The organism is Blastococcus haudaquaticus, assembly GCF_900230285.1.
GTDB classification, from domain to species: domain Bacteria; phylum Actinomycetota; class Actinomycetes; order Mycobacteriales; family Geodermatophilaceae; genus Blastococcus_B; species Blastococcus_B haudaquaticus.
The window spans coordinates 169,752-189,441 of record NZ_OCNK01000006.1 but is presented as its reverse complement, the minus strand read 5'-3'; the positions used below and the strand labels follow the sequence as shown (position 1 = coordinate 189,441).

General features: G+C 74.2%; 16 protein-coding genes. 3 read left to right on the top strand and 13 right to left on the bottom strand.

Translation table 11 applies throughout. The features are described from left to right. Positions 1 to 321: 321 nt before the first annotated feature. The 9 genes from tyrS to argC are packed head-to-tail and all read right to left on the bottom strand — an operon-like array spanning position 322 to position 9,571. Positions 322 to 1,599 carry a tyrosine--tRNA ligase gene (gene tyrS / locus CRP30_RS20440; RefSeq protein ID WP_097185854.1) on the bottom strand — a complete coding sequence of 426 codons (1,278 nt, stop codon included), beginning with the start codon at positions 1,597 to 1,599 and terminating at the stop codon, positions 322 to 324. Next, positions 1,596 to 2,225 (bottom strand): DNA-3-methyladenine glycosylase, encoded by a 630-nt coding sequence (locus CRP30_RS20435; RefSeq protein ID WP_255407393.1) that lies wholly within the window; start codon positions 2,223 to 2,225, stop codon positions 1,596 to 1,598. Before CRP30_RS20435 ends, tyrS begins: the two co-directional genes overlap by 4 nt. A gap of 29 nt (positions 2,226 to 2,254) precedes the next feature. Continuing rightward, complete coding sequence (argH, locus tag CRP30_RS20430) at positions 2,255 to 3,688, bottom strand: argininosuccinate lyase (protein WP_097185853.1); 1,434 nt, start codon at positions 3,686 to 3,688, stop codon at positions 2,255 to 2,257. After that, positions 3,685 to 4,236, bottom strand: a complete 552-nt coding sequence (locus CRP30_RS20425) for an arginine repressor (RefSeq protein WP_235003587.1) — start codon at positions 4,234 to 4,236, stop codon at positions 3,685 to 3,687. The genes argH and CRP30_RS20425 overlap by 4 nt, the downstream gene beginning before the upstream one ends. Then, entirely contained in the window at positions 4,218 to 5,147 is a 930-nt protein-coding gene (gene argF, locus CRP30_RS20420) for an ornithine carbamoyltransferase (protein WP_097185851.1), read from the bottom strand. Before argF ends, CRP30_RS20425 begins: the two co-directional genes overlap by 19 nt. Beyond that, a complete protein-coding gene (locus tag CRP30_RS20415; protein ID WP_097185850.1) occupies positions 5,144 to 6,328 on the bottom strand; it encodes an acetylornithine transaminase in 1,185 nt (394 codons plus the stop codon). The genes argF and CRP30_RS20415 overlap by 4 nt, the downstream gene beginning before the upstream one ends. Beyond that, positions 6,325 to 7,374: an acetylglutamate kinase gene (gene argB / locus CRP30_RS20410; protein WP_097185849.1), complete on the bottom strand. Its 1,050-nt coding sequence runs from the start codon at positions 7,372 to 7,374 to the stop codon at positions 6,325 to 6,327. Before argB ends, CRP30_RS20415 begins: the two co-directional genes overlap by 4 nt. Then, positions 7,371 to 8,522, bottom strand: a complete 1,152-nt coding sequence (argJ, locus tag CRP30_RS20405) for a bifunctional glutamate N-acetyltransferase/amino-acid acetyltransferase ArgJ (RefSeq protein ID WP_097185848.1) — start codon at positions 8,520 to 8,522, stop codon at positions 7,371 to 7,373. Before argJ ends, argB begins: the two co-directional genes overlap by 4 nt. Next, entirely contained in the window at positions 8,519 to 9,571 is a 1,053-nt protein-coding gene (gene argC / locus CRP30_RS20400; protein ID WP_235003586.1) for an N-acetyl-gamma-glutamyl-phosphate reductase, read from the bottom strand. The genes argJ and argC overlap by 4 nt, the downstream gene beginning before the upstream one ends. 92 nt (positions 9,572 to 9,663) lie before the next feature. On the opposite strand from argC, the gene CRP30_RS20395 reads away from it, so the two are divergent. Then, positions 9,664 to 10,545, top strand: a complete 882-nt coding sequence (locus CRP30_RS20395; RefSeq protein ID WP_097185846.1) for a diacylglycerol/lipid kinase family protein — start codon at positions 9,664 to 9,666, stop codon at positions 10,543 to 10,545. Here the strand turns inward: CRP30_RS20395 and CRP30_RS20390 are convergent. The 4 genes from CRP30_RS20390 to pheS are packed head-to-tail and all read right to left on the bottom strand — an operon-like array spanning position 10,522 to position 16,325. Continuing rightward, entirely contained in the window at positions 10,522 to 11,928 is a 1,407-nt protein-coding gene (locus tag CRP30_RS20390; protein WP_159961821.1) for an MFS transporter, read from the bottom strand. The two genes, CRP30_RS20395 and CRP30_RS20390, sit on opposite strands and share 24 nt — an antisense overlap. 59 nt (positions 11,929 to 11,987) lie before the next feature. Then, positions 11,988 to 12,794 (bottom strand): SDR family NAD(P)-dependent oxidoreductase, encoded by an 807-nt coding sequence (locus CRP30_RS20385; protein WP_097185844.1) that lies wholly within the window; start codon positions 12,792 to 12,794, stop codon positions 11,988 to 11,990. Then, positions 12,787 to 15,258 (bottom strand): phenylalanine--tRNA ligase subunit beta, encoded by a 2,472-nt coding sequence (pheT, locus tag CRP30_RS20380; RefSeq protein ID WP_097185843.1) that lies wholly within the window; start codon positions 15,256 to 15,258, stop codon positions 12,787 to 12,789. Before pheT ends, CRP30_RS20385 begins: the two co-directional genes overlap by 8 nt. Beyond that, positions 15,258 to 16,325, bottom strand: a complete 1,068-nt coding sequence (pheS, locus tag CRP30_RS20375; protein WP_097185842.1) for a phenylalanine--tRNA ligase subunit alpha — start codon at positions 16,323 to 16,325, stop codon at positions 15,258 to 15,260. The genes pheT and pheS overlap by 1 nt, the downstream gene beginning before the upstream one ends. Before the next feature lie 163 nt (positions 16,326 to 16,488). Between pheS and CRP30_RS20370 the strand changes: the two genes are divergently transcribed. Both CRP30_RS20370 and CRP30_RS20365 read left to right on the top strand, forming a co-directional pair. Beyond that, on the top strand, positions 16,489 to 17,355 hold the full coding sequence (locus CRP30_RS20370; protein ID WP_235003585.1) for an EamA family transporter: 867 nt from the start codon (positions 16,489 to 16,491) through the stop codon (positions 17,353 to 17,355). A 70-nt stretch (positions 17,356 to 17,425) separates the two neighbouring features. Then, entirely contained in the window at positions 17,426 to 19,690 is a 2,265-nt protein-coding gene (locus CRP30_RS20365) for a diguanylate cyclase domain-containing protein (RefSeq protein ID WP_097185841.1), read from the top strand.

Below are 19,690 nucleotides of genomic sequence, written 5' to 3'. Positions count from 1 at the left end.
AAGGAATCCCAAACCAGAACCCGAAGGCCCCGGCACGGGGTATTACTTGGCACTGACTTTCGGCACGCTGTTGAGTTCTCAAAGAGCGGACGCGCTCGTACTCCACCCTCGCGGGCTTCGTCCGAGACGATCTTCTCGTGTGGCACCGCACAACGGTCAGGCCCCTCGGGGCCTTCCCGCCGGCCCCAGACGGGGTCTCGCGCGGCGCAGAAAGAAAGTTACGTCCGTCGGGGGGCCGGTGTCAAACCGGCAGGTCCGTGACGCCGGACACGCCCTTGGCACCGTGTCGTCACCTGTCCGACACAGACCGGACGGAGCCGGTCAGGAGCTCCGGCGGACCCCCGCGACGGAGCGCTTGCCCCGCCGCAGGACCAACCAGCCGCCGGCCAACCACGCGTCGTCCCCGGGTACCGCATCACCGTCGGTGACGCGGTCGTTGTTGAGGTAGGCCCCGCCCTCCTTCACCGTGCGGCGGGCCTCCGACAGGCTCCCCACGAGGCCGGTCAGCTGCAGCAGCTGGGCGACCGACGGCGTCTCGCCGTCCACCGTCACGCTGCCGGCCTCCTGCAGCGCTGCGGCGAGAGTATCGGCCCCGAGGGCGGTGAGGTCGTCGCGGCCGAACAGGGCCCGGCCCGCCGCCTCCGCCTGGCGCAGCTGCTCCGGACCGTGCACGAGCGCGGTGAGCTCCTCCGCCAGCGCCCGCTGCGCCGTCCTCGCCGCCGGCCGCTCGATGCTCTCGGCGATGAGCGCCTCGACCTCCTCCGCCGGGCGCTCCGAGTAGAGCGGCAACCACGACCGGGCATCGCCGTCGTCGGCGTTGAGCCAGAACTGGAAGAACGCGTACGGAGACGTCAACGAGGGGTCCAGCCACACGGCGCCGCCCTCGGATTTCCCGAACTTGGTGCCGTCGGACTTCGTCACCAGCGGGGTGGAGAGGGCGTGGACCTTGGCACCCTCGGTCCTGCGGACGAGGTCGATGCCGGCGGTGAGGTTGCCCCACTGGTCCGATCCCCCGGTCTGCAACGTCACCCCGTGCCGTCGGTGCAGCTCCCGGTAGTCGTTGGCCTGCAGGATCTGGTAGCTGAACTCCGTGTAGCTGATCCCCGCCTCCGAGTTCAGCCGGGCGGACACCGCCTCCTTGGCCAGCATCTGGCTCACGCGGAAGTGCTTGCCGATGTCGCGCAGGAAGTCGATGGCGCTGACCGGCGCCGTCCACTCCAGGTTGTTCACGTAGACCGGGCCGCGGAGCCCCTCGGTCTCCGCCGGCACGTCGAGGAACGGCGCCACCTGCTCGCGGATGCGCTCCACCCAACCGGCGACGGTCTCCCGGTCGTTGAGCTGGCGCTCCGACGACGGCCGCGGGTCGCCGATCAGGCCGGTCGCGCCACCCACGAGGACGACGGGCTGGTGACCGGCGCGCTGGAGCGCCCGCAGGACCATGAACTGCAGCAGGTGCCCGACGTGCAGGCTCTGCGCCGTCGGGTCGAAGCCGGCGTAGTAGGCGACCGGTCCCTCGGCGAGGTGGGCTCGCAGCGCGGCCTCGTCGGTGCTCTGGGCGATGAGGCCCCGGCGGTGCAGGTCGTCGATCACGTCGTTCACAGGTGCCCATCCTGCCCGGCCCGGGGGCGGCGCGACGTGCCACCTGCCCGGAACGCGCTCACCGAGGGTGCACCGGTCTCCCAGAACCGCCACGGGAGTTCCGTCGCCGTGCTGATCCCGACGCGTGGCCCGGCCGAGATGTCGGCCGGCGCCGGACCCCGGTGCAGCCGGACGGGCGAGGCGGGATCCAGCAGGTCCGTACCGAGGTCGTCCCGTCCGATGGCGAGGGTCTGGGTCAGTCGGGCGGGGCCACCCGCCAGGTCGCGGGGCGTGCGCGCGGCCGGTCGCCGGGAGCGGGCGACCCCCTCCCCCGCCACCACCTCGCCGGCGCGCAGGAGCACCGCCTCCCCGTCCCCGTCACGGCCGACGACGACGTTGGCGCACCAGTGCACGCCGTAGGAGAAGTACACGTAGAGCCGGCCGGGCGGGCCGAACATGATGGCCGCGCGCGGGGTCGGTCCACGGTGCGAGTGCGCGGCGGGGTCCATGCCCGAGCCGGAGTAGGCCTCGACCTCGGTCAGTCGCAGTGCGACGGTGCCCTCCGGCCGCTGGGTGACCATCCAGCACCCGAGCAGGGACGACGCGACGACGTCGACCGGGCCGAGCAGCTCGTCCGCCGTGAGCAGCGGGCCGGGAGCGGTCAGAGCGCCATCACCTACAGCACCCCAGCCACCGGTGAGGACGCCGCCCAGTCCGCGTGCACGACCGCCAGGTCCTTGAGCGCCGTCAACTGCTCGGCCACCCGCTCGGGCGCCGTCCCGCCGCGGGCCTTGCGGGCCGCCAGTGCCCCGGGCACCGACAGGACCGTCCGGACGTCGGGGGTGAGGCGCTCGTCGATGCCCGCGAGCTGGTCGTCGTCGAGCTGGTCGAGCTCGAGCCCGGCCGACTCGCAGAAGGCGACCATCGACCCGGAGATCTCGTGCGCCGAGCGGAACGGCACCCCGGAGGACACCAGCCACTCGGCGACGTCGGTCGCCAGCGCGAAGCCCTGCGGGGCCGCGGCCTCCAGCACCTCGGGCCGGAGGGTCAGCGTCGCGACCATGCCGGTGACCGCGGGCAGCAGGAGCATCAGCTGCTCCAGCGAGTCGAAGACCGGCTCCTTGTCCTCCTGGAGGTCGCGGTCGTAGGCCAGCGGCAGGCCCTTGAGCATCGTCAGCAGACCCGTGAGGTTGCCGACGAACCGGCCGGACTTGCCGCGCGCGAGCTCGGCGATGTCGGGGTTCTTCTTCTGCGGCATGATCGACGACCCGGTGGCCCAGGCGTCGTCGAGCCGCGCCCAGCCGAACTCCGTCGACGTCCAGAGCACGACCTCCTCCCCCAGTCGCGAGAGGTGCACGCCGAGCAGCGCGGCGGCGAAGCAGAACTCGGCCGCGAAGTCGCGGTCGCTGACGGCGTCGATCGAGTTGTCCGCCGCGCGGTCGAAACCGAGCTCGGCGGCGACGGCGTCGGGGTCCAGCCTCAGCGAGGAGCCGGCGAGCGCGCCGGCACCCAGCGGGCTGACCGCCGTCCGGCGGTCCCAGTCCTGGAGCCGGTCGACGTCGCGGGCGATGGAGTGCGCGTGGGCCAGCAGCTGGTGGGCGATGAGCACCGGCTGCGCGTGCTGCAGGTGGGTCATGCCGGGGGCGGCGACGTCCTGGTAGCGCTCGGCCAGACCGAGCAGCGCGAACTCCAGCGACGACAGTTCCGCCACCAGCGCGCGGACGTTGTGCCGCAGGTAGAGGCGCAGGTCGGTCGCGACCTGGTCGTTGCGGCTGCGGCCGGCGCGGAGCTTGCCGCCGAGGGTGCCGAGCTTGTCGGTGAGCCCCCGCTCGAGGGCCTCGTGCACGTCCTCGTCGGACTCGATCGGCGCGAACGTACCGGCGGCGACCTCGGCCGACAGCTCGGTCAGCGCGCCGACCATCTGTGCGAGCTCCTCGTCGGTGAGCAGCCCCGCGCGGTGCAGGACCCGCGCGTGGGCGCGGGAGGACGCCAGGTCGTAGGGCGCCAGACGCCAGTCGACGTCCGTGGACTTGGACAGCGCCGCCATCGCCGGCGAGGGGCCGCCGCCGAAGCGTCCGCCCCAGAGCCGGGTCTCGTTCGCTGCCGTCACGGGCCACTCTCTTCCAGGTCGGTCTTGAGCTCGGGATAGATCGCCGGCGTCCCGGCGGCGAGCGCCCGCAGCCGGTCGGCCAGGGCCGGTCCGCCGTCGGGCTCCCGGGAGACGACCAGCAGAGTGTCGTCCCCCGCGATCGTGCCCAGGACGTCGGGGAGGCCCACCTTGTCCAGGGCGGACGCCAGGAACTGCGCGGCTCCGGGCGGGGTACGGAGGACGGCGAGGTTGGCGCTGCCCTCGGCCTGGGTGAGCAGGTCGGCCAGCAGGCGGGTGAGCCGGGCCGGCGCGGCCTGGGCCGGACGCAGCGGCGCGTTCTCCGGCGGCAGCACGTAGCTGGCCGGGGCCCCGTCGGAGCCGCGCATCTTCACGGCGCCCAGCTCCTCCAGGTCGCGCGAGAGCGTCGCCTGCGTGACCTCCACGCCCGACCCGGCGAGCAAGGCGGCGAGATGCGTCTGCGAGGTCACTGCCTGCGCCTCGATCAGCTGCCGGATGCGGGCCTGGCGGGCGCTGCGGGTGAGCCCCGCCGTCATCGCTGGAGCAGCCACATCAGGAGGGCCTTCTGGGCGTGCAGCCGGTTCTCGGCCTCGTCCCACACCACGCTCTGCGGCCCGTCGATCACGGCGGCGGCGATCTCCTTGCCGCGGTAGGCGGGCAGGCAGTGCAGGACGACGGCGTCGTCGGCGGCCCGGCCCAGCGCGGCCTCGTCGACCGCGTAGGGCAGGAACGGGGCGATGCGGGCGTCGTACTCGCCCTCCTGGCCCATCGACACCCAGGTGTCGGTCGCCAGCACGTCGGCGCCGTCGGCTGCGGCCGCGGCGTCGGCGGTCCAGCCCACGGAGCCGCCCGTCTCGGCGGCGATCTTCGCTGCGCGGTCGAGGACGGCGGGATCGGGCCGGAAGCCCTCGGGCGACCCGATCCGCACATGCATGCCCGCCGTCGCACCACCCAGCAGGTAGGAGTGCGCCATGTTGTTCGCGCCGTCGCCGAGGTAGGTCAGCGATCGGCCGGCGAGGCTGCCCTTGTGCTCGATGACCGTCTGCAGGTCGGCCAGGATCTGGCAGGGGTGGTACTCGTCGGTGAGCGCGTTGACCACCGGTACCCGGCTCGCCGACGCCATGGCCTCGATGCGGTCCTGGCCGAAGGTGCGCCAGACGATCGCGGCCACCTGCCGGTCGAGCACGCGGGCGGTGTCCTCGATCGGCTCCCCTCGACCCAGCTGACTGCTGCCGGCGTCGATGACCAGCGGATAGCCACCCAGCTCGGCGACGCCGATGGAGAACGACACCCGGGTGCGGGTGGAGGGCTTGTCGAAGAGCACCGCCACCGCCTTGGGGCCGGCGAGCGGCATCGGCGCCTCGGCGGTGTGCCGGGTGGCCTTGAGCGAGGCGGCGAGCGCCAGCACCTCGGCCTGCTCCGCGGGGGTGAGGTGGTCGTCCTTGAGGAAGTGCCGGGTCACTGGGTCTCCAGGGAGGCGTCGAGGGCAGCGGGCAGGGCCGCCACGAAGGCGTCGACCTGCACGTCGGTGAGGACGAGGGGCGGGGCGAGCCGGAGGACGCCGGGCGCCACCGCGTTGGTCAGGAACCCGGCTGCGCGCAGCCGGCCCTCCAGCGCGGGGGCGACGTCGTCGGTCAGGACGACGCCGAGCAGCGCACCCCTCCCCCGGACCCCGCTGATGCCCGGGTGACCGAGGCCCTCGATACCGGCGGTGAACCGGTGCTCGAGCTCCTTGGCCCGCTCCAGCAGCCCTTCGTCGCGGATCGTGTCGAGCACGGCCAGCGCAGCGGCGGCCGCGATCGGGTTGCCGCCGAAGGTCGAGCCGTGGGCGCCGGCCGTCATCAGGTCCGCCGCGTCGCCGAAGGCGAGGGTCGCGCCGATCGGGAGCCCGCCGCCCAGCGCCTTGGCGAGGGTGATGAGGTCGGGCTGCAGACCCTCGGCCTGGTGCGCGAACCAGTGCCCGGTGCGGCCGATGCCGGTCTGCACCTCGTCGAGCGCGAACAGCGCGCCGGACTTCCCGGCCGCCGAGGCGGCGCCCGCCAGGTAGCCGGGAGGCGCCGGCAGCACGCCGCCCTCGCCCAGCATGGGCTCGAGCAGCAGCATCGCCGTCCGCTCGGAGACCGTCGCGGCCAACGCGTCGGCGTCCCCGTAGGGCACGTACCGCACACCGCCGGGCAGAGGTGCGAAGGCCGCCGCCTTCGACGGCTGTCCGGTGAGTGCCAGGGCACCCATCGTCCGCCCGTGGAAGGCGCCCTCGGCGGTGATGACCTCGGGCCGACCGGTCAGTCGGCTGATCTTGAACGCCGCCTCGTTGGCCTCGGCGCCGGAGTTGCAGAAGAAGACCCGTCCCGGCCGGCCGGCGAGGTCGAGCAGCCGCTCCGCGAGCGCGACGCCGGGCTCGTGCATCGCCAGGTTGGAGACGTGCCCGAGCTTCTGCGCCTGGGCGGTGATCGCCTCGACGACCTTCGGGTGCGCGTGGCCGAGGATCGTCGTCGCGATGCCGCCGAGCAGGTCGGTGTACTCGCGCCCGTCGACGTCCCACACGGTCGCGCCCGCGCCGTGGTCGAGCGCGACCGGCGGCGTCCGGTAGTTGCTCATCATCACCGCCGACCAGCGGCGGGCCAGCTCCTCCGTGTGCGTCATGGTGCCGTGCCCTCCTTCTGTGTCGTCCCGTGCGGGGCCGTCGGAGCCGGCACGACCATCGTGCCGGTGCCTTCGGTGGTGAACGTCTCGAGCAGCAGGGCGTGGGGTGTGCGCCCGTCGACGACGGTCGCCCTGCGGACCCCGCCCTCGACCGCCCGCAGGCAGGCGGCCATCTTCGGGATCATCCCGGCGTCCAGGTGAGGCAGGACCTCGGCGAGCTCGCGGGCGTCGATCTGCTGGACGAGCGAGTCGCGGTGGGGCCAGTCGGCGTAGAGCCCCTCCACGTCGGTGAGGACGACGAGCTTGACCGCGCCCAGTGCGGCGGCGAGTGCGGCCGCCGCGGTGTCGGCGTTGACGTTGTGCACCACGCCGTCCGCGTCCGGGGCGACGCTGGCGACGACCGGGATGTGGCCGGCCTCGAGCAGCGCGGTGACCGGCGTGACGTCGACGGCGGCGACGTCGCCGACCAGACCGATGTCGACCGGTTCGCCGTCGACGACCGCCTGCGTGCGGGCCGCGGTGAACAGGCCGCCGTCCTCGCCGGAGAGGTGGACCGCCATCGGACCGTGCTGGTTGATCAGGCCGACGATGTCCGGGCCGACCTGACCGGTGAGCACCATGCGGACGACGTCGATGGTCTCCGGGGTGGTGACCCGCAGGCCGCCCTTGAACTCGCTCTCGATGCCGAGCCGGCCCAGCATCTCGGTGATCTGCGGGCCGCCGCCGTGCACGACGACGGGCAGGATCCCGCACGTCCGCAGGAAGACCATGTCCTCCGCGAAGGCGCGGCGGCACTCGTCGTCCACCATGGCGTGGCCGCCGTACTTGATGACGACGACGTTGCCGTGGAACTCCTTGAGCCAGGGCAGTGCCCCGGTGAGCACGGCGACCTTCTGCCGGTCGCCCTCGGGGTCGTTCTTCCGCATGACCCGGCGGGTGCCGACCGTCCGCGGCAGGCGCGGCTGCGGGGACGGCTCGTCGATGCGGACGTCGGGCGGGGTGGGGTCCTGGTGCTGCGGCGTGTGCGCCGAGTCCTGCGCGGTCACGTCGAGTACGCCGAGTTCTCGTGCACGTAGGCGATGGACAGGTCGTTGGTCCAGATCGTCGCCTGCTCGCCGCCGGCCCTGAGGTCGACGTCGATGGTGATCTCCCGCCCGGTCAGGTCCACGCCCTCGCGCGGGTCGCCGATCGCGCCGCCCCGGCAGACGGTGACGCCGTTGATCGTCACGTCGACCTGGTCGGCCTCGAACGCGGCGTCGGTCGTGCCGATCGCCGCGAGCACCCGTCCCCAGTTGGGGTCGTTGCCGAACAGGGCCGTCTTGAGCAGGTTGTTGCGCGCGCAGGCCCGGCCGGCGGTGAGCGCGTCCTCCACGGAGGCGGCGTTCCGGACGGTGATGGCGATGTCCTTCGTCGAGCCCTCGGCGTCGGCCAGCAACTGCATCGCCAGGTCCGTGGCCGCCGCCGTCAGCGCCTCGGTGAACTCCTCCGCGCTGGGCGTGACGCCGCTGGCCCCGCTCGACATCACGAGGACCGTGTCGTTGGTCGACAGGCAGCCGTCGGAGTCGACCCGCTCGAAGGACAGGCTGGTCGCCGTCTTCAGAGCGGGGCCGAGGACGGCCGGGTCGACGACGGCGTCGGTGGTGAGCACGACGAGCATCGTGGCCAGCGACGGGGCCAGCATGCCCGCGCCCTTGGCCATCCCACCGATCGTCCAGCCGTCCCGCTGCTGCACGGTCGTCTTCGGCACGCTGTCGGTGGTCATGATCGCGCGGGCGGCGTCGGGCCCGCCGTCCTCGCTCAGCGCCTTCACCGCATCGGTGATGCCGGCGGTGAGCTTGTCCATCGGCAGCCGCATGCCGATCAGGCCGGTGCTCGCGACCGCGACGTCGATCGCGCCGATGCCCAGCTCGGCCGCGGCGTGCTCGGCCGTGGCATGGGTGTCCTGGAACCCCTCCGGCCCGGTACAGGCGTTGGCGCCGCCGGAGTTGAGGACGACGGCGCGCGCCCGCTCGCCCTCGAGCACCTGGCGGCTCCAGAGCACCGGCGCGGCCGGGAAACGGTTGGTGGTGAAGACCGCGGCAGCCGCGTCGTCCGGACCGTGGTTGAGGACGACGGCGACGTCGGGGTCGCCGGAGGACTTCAGCCCGGCGGCGACGCCGGCTGCGGAGAACCCCTGGGGGGCGGTGGTGCTCATGGCGCTACTCCAACGAGGGGGAGACCGGTGGTCTCGGGGAGGCCCAGGGCGAGGTTGGCGCACTGCAGCGCCGCTCCCCCGGTGCCCTTGGTGAGGTTGTCGACGGCGGCGACGACGACCAGGCGGCCGGCGTCGGGGTCGACCGCGATCTGCAGGGCGACGGTGTTGGCGCCGAGCACCTGGGCCGTCGTCGGCCACTGGCCCTCGGGCAGCAGGTGCACGAACGGCTCGTCGGCGTAGGCCTTGGCGTAGGCGGCGCGCGCGGCAGCCGTATCGATGGGGCCGTCCACGCCGGGCTGCAGCTTCGCCGAGCAGGTGGCGAGGATCCCGCGGCTCATCGGCACCAGCGTGGGCGTGAAGCTCACGCTGACCGACGACCCGGCGGCCTGCGACAGGTTCTGGATCATCTCCGGCGTGTGCCGGTGCACCCCGCCGACGCCGTAGGCGCTGACGTTGCCCATGACCTCGCTGCCGAGGAGGTGCGGCTTGGCGGACTTCCCGGCGCCGGAGGTGCCGGAGGCCGCGACGACGACCACCTCGGGTTCGACCAGGCCGGCGGCGAGGGCCGGGGCCATGGCCAGGGTCACCGACGTCGGGTAGCAGCCGGGGACGGCGATCCGCCGGGCGCCGGTCAGCTGCTCGCGCAGGCCGGGGAGCTCGGGCAGGCCGTAGGGCCAGGAGCCGGCGTGCTCTCCCCCGTACCAGCGGCCCCATGCGGTGGGGTCCTGCAACCGGTGGTCGGCCCCGCAGTCGATGACCAGGGTCTCGGCGGGGAGCTGGGCAGCGATCGCAGCGGACTCCCCGTGCGGCAGGGCCAGCACGACGACGTCGTACCCCGCCAGGGAGGCCGCGTCGCTGGGCTGGACGGTCATCTCCGCGAAGGGCAGCAGGTGCGGCTGCAGCTCACCCAGGCGTCGGCCGGCGCTCGAGTTGGCATGCACCCCGGCGAGGCGGAGGTTCGGGTGACCGGCCAGCAGCCGGCACACCTCCCCGCCCGCGTACCCGGTGGCGCCGGTGACCCCGACCGTCCACGTCTGCCCTGTGTTCACGATGCATGACCATACACGCCCATGCATGACCGTTCACTGGGTTATCGGATGTCACGGGAGTGCGCCCGGCACCGCCTGGGCAGTGGCCGGAGGTGACCTCGTTCGACCGGATCGTCATCATCTTCAACCCGAAGAGCACCGGCAACGCCGCGGACTCGGCGGAGGAGCTCCGGGCCGAACTGGCGCACCGCCTCCCGTCCGTGTCGCTGGACCTCTCCCCCACCCAGCACGCCGGGCACGCCCGCGACCTGGCCCGGGAGGCCGCCGGCACCGGTCGGCCCCTCCTCGTCTCGGTGAGCGGCGACGGCGGCTACAACGAGGTGGTCAACGGCGTCATGGACGCCGGCAACGACCGCGCCGTGTGTGCGGTGCGGGCCGCCGGGAACGCCAACGACCACCGCCGCACGACCCGGGAGAGGCCGCTCGCGGATGCGATCGTGGCCGGCGACGTCCGGCGGATCGACCTGCTCCGGCTGACCGTCGGGAGCGGTCCCGCCGCGGAGGTCCGTTACGCGCACTCCTACATCGGCGTGGGTCTGACGCCGGTCGTGGCGGTCGACCTCGAGGAGGGCGGCAAGGGTTCGTGGCGGGAGATCGTGTCGGTGGTGCGGGGCTTCTCCCGCTTCCGCCCGCACCCCGTCCAGCTCGAGGACGGACGACGCCGGACGATCGACAGCCTGGTGTTCGCCAACATCCCCGAGATGGCCAAGTACGCGAAGCTCAGCGACGACGGCACCCCGGACGACGGCCGCTTCGAGGTGATCACCGAGCAGCGGACCGGCAAGCTGCGCGTGCTGTTCATGGCGATCAGGGCGGCGACCCGCGGACTCGGCCCGCAGCCCACCGCCACCCACTACGCCTTCACGACCCTCGCCCCCATGCCGCTCCAACTGGACGGGGAGCTGATGGAGCTGGACGCGGGAACGCTCGTCACCGTCGACATCGCGCCGTCAGCGCTGGCCACCGTCTTCTGAGTCGCGCGTCCCCTCCGCCCGCGGCAGACGGGCGAAGAGCGCCGCGGCGACGCCGGCCAGCACCGCCGTGGCAGCCCAGGCGACCACCGGCGTTCCGGTGCCCGGACCCGGGACGCCGGTGGTGGCAGCGGCCGTCAGCAGGACCAGGGCGGTGCCGATCGCCGTCCCGAGCTGGGCACTGGTGTTGATGACGCCGGAGGACGTCGCCCGCTGCCGCTCGTCGACGTCCGTGCCGAGCGACGTCGTCGCGACGGCGGCGAGGCCCAGCCCGAAGCCGGCGACCGCCATCCCGGCCGCGACGAGGACGGCGGCGGCCGGGGCGAGCAGCGGCAGCGCGATGCCGGCGCCGATGAGGGCGAGCCCGGCCGCGGTGACCCGTTCGCGTGGCCGTCGCACGATCAACCGCGCGGCGGCCGCCGAGCCGGCGATGACCGCGACGCTCAACGGCAGCAGCGTCGCCGCGGCCTCCAGCGGCGAGCGCCCCAGGGTGGACTGCAGGTAGAGCGTGATCAGGGTGGCGACGCCGCTGGTGGTCGCGGTGTTCACGAAGGAGCCCGTCGTCCCGCGCAGCACCTGCGGGGTCCGGAGCAACGGGACCGGCAGGAGCGGCGCGCTCGACCGGCGGTCGACCCGGACGAATCCGACGGCCACGACGACGGCGGCCCCGGCCAGCAGCGCACCCAGGGGCCGGTGGCCGTCCTCCCCGAGCAGCGTCGTCCCGACGACCAGCAGCATCACCGCCGCGGTGAGCAGCACCGAACCCAACGCGTTGAGCGGCGTCCGGGCTCGGGCCTCCGGGTCGTGCGGGACCAGGCCGGCGACGGCGACCGCCTGGACGGCCGCCATGATCACGAGCCCCCAGAAGATGACCCGCCAGGTGGTGACGGCGGAGACCGCGCCGCCCACGACGAACCCCGACGCCCCGGCGGCTGCACCCGCAGCGCTCCAGGCGGCCACCGCCCGGGCACGGGCCCGGTCGCCGTCGGCCACCGTCGTGAGGAGCTTCAGCGCCGAGGGGACGGCCGCGGCGGCAGCGGCACCCTGGACGCAGCGGGCGGCGGTCAGCACGACCACCGAGGTCGCCACCGCTGCCAGCAGGGAACCGACGGCGAAGACCACGAGGCTCGCCAGGATGGTGCGGCGATGGCCGAGCCGGTCACCGAGCCGCGCACCGAACATCAGCAGGCCGCCGAAGAACATGGCGTACCCGGTGGCGACGAGGGTGCCGTCAGCCCCCGTGCCACCGACGTCGGTGAGCATCTCCGGCAGCGCGGTGACCACGACGGTGACGCCGAGGACGTCGACGAACTGCACGAGGCAGAGCGCCGCGACGACGCTGCCGACGCGCGTCCCCGCCTGCGCACTCCCGGCCGATGGACCCACAGCCGGGCACCATGCCGGAACCCACCGACACTCCGCATCCAGGAGCCGGACCGGGGAACCTAGCCGAGCGGGTCCTGTTCGCCGTACGGCCGGAGGCGCAGCTGCCGGGCGGCTTCGCCGAGGGCGACCGCGCGGGCGGTGTCCAGGTCGTCGACCCCGGCCCGCAGGAGCCGGCCGGACCAGGCGTCCAGCTCGCCCGCCGCGATGGCCGTGATCAGCTCGGAGACCGCCTCGGGCGGCGTCCAGTCCTCGAAGCCCTGCCAGATCGCCATCGAGCGGGTCATCGCCGTGTCCACCACGCCCGGCGAGACGTCGAACGCGCGGACGTCACTGCCCTCGAGCGCCGCGGCGAGCGCCTCGGTCATCCGCATGAGCCCGGTCTTCGCGACCGAGTAGGCCGAGTACTCCGGGCGGGCGCGCACGCTCATGCCGCTGGCGAGGTTGACCACCCGGCCGCGGTTGCGCAGCACCATCCACGGCACGACCGCCCGCGACAGCAGGAAGCCGCCCTTGATGTGGCTGGCCACGACGTCCCACCACTGGTCGGGGTCGGCCTCCCAGAGCGGCACCTCCAACGCGTCGATGACGCCGGCGTTGTTCACGAGCAGGTCGATCTGGCCGAGCTCCCCGACGACGGCCTCCACCGCCGCCTCCACCGACGCGCGGTCGGTGACGTCGGCGGCGACGGCGAACGTGCGCGCGCCGGTCGCGGCGGCCACCTCGGCCATCGCCGTCCGCAGCCGGTCCTCGGTCCGCGCCAGTCCGGCGACGGCCATCCCGCGGGCGGCCAGCGCCTCGACGAGATGCCGCCCGATGCCGGTGGACGCGCCGGTGACCAGCGCGACCTGGCCGGTCAGCTCAGCCACGGAGGACGCCGAGCCCGCGGTCGGCGACCGCGGTGACGACGGCGGCCCGCACGGCGGCCGCCTCCTCCCCCGTCAGCGTGCGGTCCGGCGCCCGCAGGGTCAGCGCGAAGGCCAGCGATCGCGTACCTGCGTCCAGCGGCGGGCCGGCGTAGACGTCGAACAGCCGGACACGCTCGAGCAGGTCACCCCCGCCGGCGGTGATCGCCTCCTGCACCAGCGCTGACGGCACGGACTCGTCGACCTGGAAGGCGAGGTCCAGCAGCACCGGCGGGAAGGCGGAGATCGGCGGACCGACCGGCACCTCGGCGGCGGGCAGAGCGTCGACGTCGAGCTCCATGACCGACGTCCGGGCCGGCAGCTCCAGTGCCGCGCACACGCGCGGGTGCAGCTCGCCGGCGTACCCGACCACGGTGTCTCCGACGAGCAGCTCGGCGCACCGGCCCGGGTGCCACGGCGCCCGGTCCCCGGCGCGGACGGTCAGCTCGACGCCGGAGGCGGCGGCGACCAGGCGCGCGGCCTGGACGGCATCGGCCCACACCGCCGGGCGTCCCTGCCCCCACCAGCCGCGCGGCTCGCGGTTGCCGGCCAGCGCCACGGCCACGTGCCACGGCTGCGCGGGCACCGCGCCCAGGAGCGCCGCCAGCGTCTCGTCGTCGGGACGGCCGTCGACGCCCGGGAGCGGGGCGGAGGTCCGCACCCCGCCCGGGAACACGGCGCCGTGCTCGAAGAGGGCGACGTCGCGCTGCCCTCGCGACAGGTTGCGCGCCAGCGACGCGAGCAGGCCCGGCAGCAGCGTCGTCCGCAGCGCCGGCTCCTCCTCCGAGAGCGGGTTGCGGACGAGCACGACCTGACGGCGGTCGTCGTCCTCGGCCAGGTTCAGCGCGTCCAGGGCCGGCGTCCCGACGAACGGGTACGACGGCGCCTCCACGTAGCCGGCCTCGGCGAGCGTGCGGCCGATGCTCCGGCGTCGACGCTGCACGTCGGTCAGGCCCCGGCCGGGAGGTGCGGTGGGCAGCACGGACGGGATGTCGTCGTAGCCGGCGAGGCGGACGACCTCCTCCACCAGGTCCGCGGGATCGGTGAGGTCGGGGCGCCAGCTGGGCGGGGTGACGGCCAGCGGGCTGGACGTCGCGTCGACGTCGCACCCCACCGCCTCGAGCAGCTCGACGACCTGGGCGCCCGTGTAGGCCACGCCGGACACCTGCGCGGGCCTGGCCGCGTCGAGCGGGATCGACGGGCGGGGGGCACGGGTGTCGATGTCGACCACCCCGCCCACCACCTGCGCGCCGCCGTACTCGGCGAGCAGCTCAGCGGCCCGGGCGAGGGCGACCACCGTCATCTCGGGATCCACGCCGCGCTCGAACCGCTTCGCGGCCTCGCTGGGCAGCCGATGCCGGCGGGCGGTGCGCGCCACGCCGGTCGGCTCCCAGTGCGCCGCTTCCAGCAGCACCGACGTGGTCGCGTCCCCGATCTCGGTGGACGCCCCGCCCATGACGGCGGCGAGGCCGATCGGGCCGGTGTCGTCGGTGATGAGCAGGTCGTCGGTCGACAGGCTCCGCACGCTGCCGTCGAGGGTGGTGAGCTTCTCGCCCTCGCGGGCCAGCCGGACCGCGATGGGCCCGGTGACGGCGTCGCGGTCGAAGGCGTGCATCGGCTGGCCCAGTTCGAGCATCACGTAGTTGGTGACGTCGACGGCCAGGGAGATGCTGCGGACGCCCGCCTGGGCGAGGCGGCGGCGCATCCACCAGGGGCTGGGCGCCGTCGGGTCGAGACCCTCCATGGCGAGCATCGAGAAGCGGTCGCAACGCTCGGGGTCGGCCACGGTCACCGGCCACGCGGGCTCGCCGGACCAGGCGGGCGGGGTGAGGGCGCCCGGGTCGCGCCACGGGGCGGCCAGACCGGTGCCCATCTCCCGGGCGATGCCACGCATCGAGAGGCAGTAGCCCCGGTCGGGGGTCACGGCCAGCTCGATGACGACGTCCTCGAGTCCGACGACCGGCCCGGCCGGCGTGCCCGGAGGGGGCACGTCGGACCCGTCGGCCCCGAGCACGAGGATCCCGGCGTGGTCCTCACCGACGCCCAGCTCGCGGACCGAGCAGATCATCCCGTCGGAGACGTGGTCGTAGGTCGTCCGCGCGGCGATGGCGAACCCGCCGGGCAGGACAGCGCCCGGGAGCGCGACGACGACGGTGTCGCCGACGACGAAGTTGCGGGCGCCGCAGACGATGCCCCTCGGGGACTCCTCGCCGACGTCGACCTGGCAGTACCGGATCGGCTTCTTGAACTGCGTGAGCTCCTCGATCTCGAGGACCTTGCCGACGACGAGCGGGCCGGTGACCTCCTCGGGGCGGTGGATCTCCTCGACCTCGAGGCCCAGGCGCACGAAGGCGGTGTCGAGGTCCTCGACGGACGTCCCCGCGGGGACGTCGACGTACTCGGCCAGCCAGCCGATGGGGACCCGCATCACTGCTCAACTCCGAAAGAGGTGGTGAACCGGACGTCGCCCTCGACGATGTCGCGCATGTCGCCGACGCCGGAGCGGAACTGCAGGGCGCGCTCGATGCCCATCCCGAAGGCGAACCCCGAGTACTCCTCGGGATCGATGCCGCAGGCGACCAGCACCCGCGGGTTGACCATCCCGCAGCCGCCCCACTCGACCCAGCGCGGACCGTCGCGGTGCTCCGGGAACCAGACGTCGAACTCCGCCGACGGCTCGGTGAACGGGAAGTACGACGGCCGCCAGCGGGTGATCGCGTCGGCGCCGAAGAGCGAGCGGGCCAGGTGGTCGAGCGTCCCGCGCAGGTGTGCCATCGTCAGGCCGCGGTCGACGGCCAGGCCCTCGACCTGGTGGAAGACCGGGGTGTGCGTCGCGTCGAGCTCGTCGGTCCGGTAGACCCGGCCCGGCGCGACGACGTAGATGGGCGGCGTGCGCGACAGCATCGTGCGCGCCTGCACCGGGCTGGTGTGCGTGCGCAGCACCAGGCCGGAGTCCTCCGGCGCGACGAAGAAGGTGTCCATCATCGTGCGCGCCGGGTGGTCGCGGCCGATGTTGAGCGCGTCGAAGTTCAGCCACTCCGCCTCCAGCTCCGGCCCGTCGGCGACCTCGTAGCCCATGCCCACGAAGATGTCGGCGATCCGGTCGGTCAGCGTCGTCAGCGGGTGCCGCGCCCCGCGGGGCGTCCGGTCCCAGGGCAGGGTGACGTCGACCCGCTCCTCGGCCAGGGCGCGGGCGTCGCGCTCGGCCTCCAGCTCCGCGAGACGTGCCGCGTAGGCGTCGGTGACGGCGACCCGCGCGGCGTTCACCCGCTTGCCGGCGTCGCTGCGCGCGGCGGGCGGCAGCGCACCCAGCTCGCGGCGGGCCAGCAGCACGGGCGCGCGGTCGCCGAGGTGCGCGGGCCGGACGGCGGCCAGCGCCTCCAGGTCGCCGGCGTCGGCGAAGGCCTTCTGCGCCGCGGTCACCGCGTCGTCGAGGGCCTCCGGGGAGAGCGCGGCGACCTGCTTGGGGTCGTAGGGATCGTTGGCGCCAGACACGGGAGGCCATTCTGCCCGCCGGGCACCCCGGCCCGCGCCTGGGTTCCCGGACGGTCGCGGCGAGATCTGCACACTCGCCCTCATCAGCGCCCTGATGGCGGCGAGTGTGCAGATCTCGTCCGGTCGGGGGCGGGTGCTACAACGGCTCCGGAGCGCCCCGACCGTGGCGGTACCGGAGGGGGACGTCGTGGGGGTCGTGCTGGCGCTGTTCTCGGCCCTGGTCTACGGCACCTCCGACTTCCTCGGCGGGCTGGCGAGCCGGCGCGCGTCGGTCTTCTCCGTCGTGGCGCTCTCGCAAGTCGCCGGGCTGGTTCCGCTGCTGGCAGTACAGCCCTGGCTCGGCGGCCCGGTCACGACCGGAGACCTCCTGTGGGGTGCCGCCGCGGGGCTGGCCGGCGCCGCCGGGCTGCTCCTCTTCTTCCGGACCCTGGCGCGCGGCGTCATGACCGCGGTCGCTCCGGTGACAGCGGTGACCGCCGCTGCCGTGCCCGTGCTGGCGGGGGTCCTCAGCGGGGACCGGATCGGCTCCTGGGCCGCCGTCGGCATCGTGCTGGCCCTCGTTGCCGTCGTCCTCGTCTCGGCCGACTCCGGCCTCGCGGGCCTGCGCGCCGCCCCGCCGGCAAGCCTGCCGCCGGCCCTGCTGGCGGGCTCGGCCTTCGGCCTGTTCTTCGTCTTCCTCGACCAGACCGGGGAGGACGCCGGACTGACTCCACTGGTCGCTTCCCGGGTGACCTCGGGTGTGCTCGTCGTGGTCGTGGCCGCGCTCACCCGCCAGTCGCTGCGGCCGACCCGGGTCGCCCTCCCCCTGATCGTGGCCTCGGGGGTCGGCGACATGTCGGCCAACGCGCTGTTCCTCCTGGCCACCCAGACCGACAGCTCCGTGGCGATCGTCGGGGTACTCGCGTCCCTGTACCCGGTGAGCACGGTGGTGCTCGCCCAGGTCGTCCTCCGGGAACGGCTGGTGCCCGCGCAGCTGGCGGGTCTGGTCTCCGCTGCGGTGGCGATCGTCCTGATCACGCTGCCGGCCTGACACCTCCCCCCAGGGGAGGAGACGCCGCATCCCGGCTCACTCCGCGGCCCCGGGCCGCCGATGGGCAGACGTGGACGTCTCCCCTGAATTCCCGGCCGACGCGCTCGACGCAGCGCTGGCGCCCGGCGGTGTGCGCAGCGTGTTCCAGCCGATCGTCGAGCTGGACACCGGCCGGGTCGTCGCCTACGAGGCCCTCGCCCGCGGACCGAAGGGGCCCCTCGAGCGCCCCGACCTGCTCTTCGCGGCCGCGCGGACCGCGGGCCGGCTGGCCGAGCTGGACGAGATCTGCCGCGCCGCCGCCTTCCGCGGCGCGGTCGAGCAGGGTCTGCTGGCGCCGCTGACCGTCTTCGTCAACGTCGAGCCCGAGATCCTCGACAGCGCTCCGCTGGACGACCTGCTCGCCATCGCGGAAGGTGCGCCGAAGGACCTGCGCATCGTCATCGAGATCACCGAGCGGGCCCTCGCCGCCCGCCCCGCCGAACTGCTGCGCACCGTCGAGCGCGTCCGGTCCCTGGGCTGGGGCGTTGCCGTCGACGACGTCGGCGCGGACTCCATGTCTCTGGCCTTCCTGCCGCTGCTCGCCCCCGACGTGGTCAAGCTGGACCTGCGCCTGGTGCAGGAGCGCCCCGGGCCGGCGGTCGCCGAGATCATGAACGCGGTCAACGCGCACGCCGAGCGGACCGGGGCGGTCATCCTCGCCGAGGGCATCGAGACCGCCGAGCACCTGGCCACCGCCCGCGCCCTGGGCGCGACCCTCGGGCAGGGCTGGCTGTTCGGCCGTCCCGGTGCGGGCGCCGCGCCGGGGCTCCCGACCGGGCAGCTCGAGCTGCCCGGTGCCGCCGCGGCGGCGCCGATCGACGCCTCCCCCTTCGCCTGCCTGCCGGCCTCCGGAACGCTGCGCCGCTCGCGCAAGTCGTTGCTGATCGAGCTCAGCAAGCAGCTGGAGCGCGAGGCGATGCGGCTGGGCGAGACCTGCGTGGTCGCCGCGACCTTCCAGGAGGCCCGCCACTTCACGCCGTCGACCATCCAGAGATACCGCGACCTGGTCGACCGCACCGGCTTCGTGTGCGCGCTCGGCGAGGACCTGCCGGTCGAGCCCCTGCGGGGCGTCCGCGGTGCCACCCTCCACCCCAGCGACCCGGTGCGCGGCGAGTGGGACGTCGTCGTCCTCAGCCCGCACTTCAGCGCGGCGCTGCTCGCCCGCGACCTGGGGGACGACGGGCCCGACCTGGACCGCAGCTTCGAGTACGCGCTCACCTACGACCGGGACACGGTGGTCCGGGCCGCGCACGCCCTGCTGACCCGGGTCGCCCCGCGCAGCGGCGGCGTCCTGCCGGAGGCGCCCGCCCGACCGCAGCCGCGTTCGTCGGCGACCGCGCCCCTGCCGCAGATCGGCGTCGACGCCGACGCGCTGCTGCGCAGTGCCATGGCCGCGACGACGAGCGGCGTGACCATCGCCGACATGCGCCTGCCCGACCAGCCGCTGGTCTACGTCAACGAGGCCTTCGAGCAGCTCGCCGGCCTGCCGCGCGGGGAGGTGCTCGGACGCAACTGCCGGTTCCTCCAGTCGGCCGACACCGACCAGGCTGCGGTCGCCCGGATCCGCGCGGCGATCGACCGGGGCGAGGGGTGCCGGGAGACGGTCCTGAACCTCCGTGGTCCCGACCGCGAGCCGTGGTGGAACGAGATCCACCTGTCACCGGTCCTGGGCGCCGACGGCACGGTCGCCCAGTACATCGGCGTGCAACACGACGTGACCGCCCGGGTCGAGGCCGAGCGCGCCCTGCTGCAGGAGCGCGACCGCAACCGCGCCTGCCTCACCCGCATCCAGGAACTGGCCTACACCGACCCCCTGACCGGCCTGCCGAACCGGCGCCGGCTGGAGGAGCAGGTGGAGACCGCGATCTGGAACGCCCGCAGCGGCTCGGACACCCTCGCGCTGCTGTTCCTCGACCTCGACGGCTTCAAGGGCGTCAACGACGGGCTCGGTCACGCGGCCGGCGACGAGCTGCTGCAGACCGTGGCCCGCACGCTGCGCGGCCGCCTGCGCCGCGGTGACCTGCTGGCCCGCCTGGGCGGCGACGAGTTCCTGGTCGCGCTCACCGGCCTGGCCCCCGAGACCGCGGCTGCCGAGGCGCGCCGGGTGGCCGACGAGCTGACGACCGCGGTGGGAGCTCCGCTGGACGTGGGCGGCCGGGAGGTGGCGATCGGCGCGAGCGTCGGGATCGGCGTCTACCCGGGCGACGGCGAGGAGTTCGCCGCCCTGCTGCACAGCGCCGACGTCGACATGTACGCCCGCAAGACGGCGTCCCGCATGGCGCTCCAGCGGCGCTGA

Bases quoted from the DNA above. Each gene is read 5' to 3' on its own strand.
- argJ (WP_097185848.1), bottom strand. From the start codon at position 8,522: ATGAGCACCACCGCCCCCCAGGGGTTCTCCGCAGCCGGCGTCGCCGCC.
- CRP30_RS20415 (WP_097185850.1), bottom strand. From the start codon at position 6,328: ATGACGCACACGGAGGAGCTGGCCCGCCGCTGGTCGGCGGTGATGATG.
- pheT (WP_097185843.1), bottom strand. From the start codon at position 15,258: ATGCGGGTCCCCATCGGCTGGCTGGCCGAGTACGTCGACGTCCCCGCG.